Origin of the sequence: Bradyrhizobium sp. Arg816, assembly GCF_029989365.1 — a bacterium.
Taxonomy (GTDB): Bacteria; Pseudomonadota; Alphaproteobacteria; order Rhizobiales; family Xanthobacteraceae; genus Bradyrhizobium.
Genome location: NZ_JAPRAQ010000241.1, coordinates 1 through 437 on the forward strand (window position 1 = coordinate 1; position 437 = coordinate 437).

Annotated in this window: 1 protein-coding gene; it reads left to right on the forward strand. The window is 66.6% G+C overall.

All coding sequences use genetic code 11. The features are described from left to right. Window positions 1–437, forward strand: a 437-nt coding sequence (locus tag OWC48_RS46710) for a cytochrome b N-terminal domain-containing protein (RefSeq protein WP_282526024.1), incomplete at both ends; no start/stop codon positions are given.

Consider the following 437-nt stretch of genomic DNA (forward strand, 5'->3'; position numbering starts at 1 on the left):
TTCCTCGGCTACACCCTGCCGTGGGGCCAGATGAGCTTCTGGGGCGCCACCGTCATCACCAACATCCTGGCGGCGATCCCGGTGGTCGGCGACACCATCCAGAGCCTGCTCTGGGGCGGCTACTCGGTCGGCAACCCGACGGTGAACCGCTTCTTCTCGCTGCACTACCTGCTGCCATGGATGATCGCCGGCGTCGTCGTGCTGCACGTCTGGGCGCTGCACGTGACCGGGCAGAACAACCCCGCCGGCATCCCGATCAAGTCGGGCAAGGACGCGGTGCCCTTCACCCCCTACGCGACGGTCAAGGCCGTGTTCGCCACCGTGGCGTTCATGATCCTGTTCGCGTGGTTCATCTTCTTCCAGCCGAACTATCTCGGCCCCGCCGACAACTACGTCCCCGCCAACCCCGCCGTGACCCCGGCCCACATCGTGCCCGA